Source organism: Ruegeria sp. AK4 (assembly GCF_056541025.1).
On the sequence record NZ_JBQFXS010000062.1, the window covers coordinates 1 to 2,143 of the forward strand.

A 2,143-nucleotide genomic window follows, 5' to 3' on the forward strand; every position below is an offset into this window, starting at 1 on the left:
CGTTCCTTTGGTTTTCTTTGGAATCCCGAAACCGTCGCGCCAGGTAATCCACGAACGCTCTGGTTTTTGGTGCTAGATTGCGCCTGTCGGCAAACATTACGACAATATCTGTGCTGGGTGGTGCATACTCCGGCATGACGTGGACAAGTTCGCCGGAGCGAAATTTCCTGTTTGCCATATAGCAGGGCAGCCGTGCGATCCCGATACCTGCTAGAGCGGCTCGAAAGACGACATCGGTGCTGTTTCCCTCAAAGCTGCCCGTTGCTTCAAATTTTTCGCCTGCGTTCGGTTTAATGCTGTTCCAAGCGTTCCGTTGGCTTCTCCCAGCAACTCTCAAGCAATTATGCTCAGCCAATTCGGCAAAATTCGACGGTGTTCCACAACGCTCAAGGTATGCAGGTGAGGCGCATAGTACCCTGCGACTCTGCATAATGCGCCTAATGACCATATCTGGATTCTTGCGTTGTTCTGCAAAGCAGATCGCCGCATCGAACCCCTCACTCCGAAGATCAATTTCTCGGTCGGTCAAATCCAAAGACATTTGAACCTCAGGGTTCTCTTTCATGAACTCTGGCAGGGCAGGAATCAGTTGAGACTTACCGAATGCGACAGTGGATGCAATCCTAAGTTCTCCGCGTGGGACACCGTCAAAACTGTTGATCATCGCTTTGGCTTCATTAAACTTGTCAGCCATCGCTTTGCATTTTTCATAGAAATCTTGGCCTTCTCGCGTCGGAGAGACACCCGTTCTGGTGCGATTAAGAAGGCAGTAGTGCACCTGATCTTCAAGTAATCCGATCTGCTTACTAACTGCTGATGGGGTCTGCCCCATTGATCTTGCAGCCCCAGAGATGCTGCCCTGCTCGACAACCGTCGCAAAGATTAGCATTTGCACAGAAATGTCCATGTCATGACCTTTACTGTTCCAATATGGCATGGGGCCTATGCCAAATTGTCGAATTGTGAGCGCTACCAAATACATCTATCTCTGCATTGCAGCATAAATACTGCATTGCAGCAACAGACGAGGCAATATCATGGCAATTACTCGATCAAACAGCGGGCTGGATGTCGTTTTCGAAGCTGGCCGCACGTTCTTTCATCAAAAGCTGGACACGATGCGAAAGGCACAGTCCAAATACAGGATTTATCGCGCAACTTATTATGAACTCTCGGTGTTATCTGACCGTGACCTAATAGATCTGGGTATTCCGCGCAGTAGCATCAAAAGACTTGCTATGGAGGCTGCGTATGGCGGCTAATTCCCAAACGGCTGTTACAGATCGTGTTCACGCCATTGCCCTATCCATCAGCTTACTGGCGTGGATCGGAGCCACGGCAAATGCCGTCTTGAAGACGCTTCAAATGGCCCGGATGCTCTCCACACTTTCGAAAATGAGCGACGACCAACTCGCACAGATTGGAATTTCGCGATCCGATATCGCGGAATACGCCGCGAAATTGATGGCTGATTAATAGAACAGAGGCCTTCAGGTCAGAAGCTCACACGAAATTTGCTGGTCCTCGCTCCTCCCAGAGTAAGCCAGCAAAAGCGGCGGCGAAAAAGACTACAGGGAGCGCCAACGCAAGGGGCCAGCACTTTCAACTCCTCCCGAAAGTGCTGGCCCAAACCAACCTGCCAAGCAGGAGCCCGAAAGATGAGCGATAGGAGAACTTCACGAGACCCGATCGTTCGTCGTCTCCGTTTCCGCGATCAAGATGACATCTGTGATCATTTTCTTCGATTAGATGACCAGACTCGGCGCGAACGGTTTTGTGGGACTGTTACTAATACAGGGGTTCTGGGCTACGCGCAGAATGTCCTTCGGTACGACAGTATCGTTTGTGGAGCGTTTATCTCTGGGCAATTGAGAGGCCTTGTGGAACTGCGCGGTCTCTTTCAGTCGTGGCAATCAAAGACCGAAGCTGCCTTCTCCGTCGAAGCCGAGTGGCAAGGCATTGGGATTGGCGACGCATTGTTTCAACAGATGTTCGCAATGGCGCAGAACAGGGGTGTAAGGACAATCCAAATGATGTGCCTGAAGGAAAACCACCACATGCGCCATCTTGCTGCGAAACACAACGCGCAGTTTGTAGCTGATGCAGATATTGTTGAAGCAATCTTGCATCCCAACTGGCCGAC

General features: G+C 50.7%; 4 protein-coding genes. 3 read left to right on the top strand and 1 reads right to left on the bottom strand.

From position 1 onward, the window contains the following. Positions 1-907 (bottom strand): LysR family transcriptional regulator (locus ACR0EZ_RS25820; protein ID WP_480617691.1); only part of this gene is annotated, 907 nt, incomplete at its 3' end. A gap of 130 nt (positions 908-1,037) precedes the next feature. Between ACR0EZ_RS25820 and ACR0EZ_RS25825 the strand changes: the two genes are divergently transcribed. The 3 genes from ACR0EZ_RS25825 to ACR0EZ_RS25835 all read left to right on the top strand — a co-directional run. Then, entirely contained in the window at positions 1,038-1,262 is a 225-nt protein-coding gene (locus ACR0EZ_RS25825) for a DUF1127 domain-containing protein (RefSeq protein WP_480617693.1), read from the top strand. Next, positions 1,252-1,476, top strand: coding sequence for a DUF1127 domain-containing protein (locus tag ACR0EZ_RS25830; RefSeq protein ID WP_480617695.1), 225 nt, complete (start codon positions 1,252-1,254; stop codon positions 1,474-1,476). Before ACR0EZ_RS25825 ends, ACR0EZ_RS25830 begins: the two co-directional genes overlap by 11 nt. A 182-nt stretch (positions 1,477-1,658) precedes the next feature. Further along, a partial coding sequence (locus tag ACR0EZ_RS25835; RefSeq protein ID WP_480617697.1) for a GNAT family N-acetyltransferase occupies positions 1,659-2,143 on the top strand: 485 nt, incomplete at its 3' end.

Excerpts from the sequence above, each read along its gene's own strand:
- ACR0EZ_RS25825 (WP_480617693.1), top strand. The coding sequence starts at position 1,038 with ATGGCAATTACTCGATCAAACAGCGGGCTGGATGTCGTTTTCGAAGCT.
- ACR0EZ_RS25830 (WP_480617695.1), top strand. The coding sequence starts at position 1,252 with ATGGCGGCTAATTCCCAAACGGCTGTTACAGATCGTGTTCACGCCATT.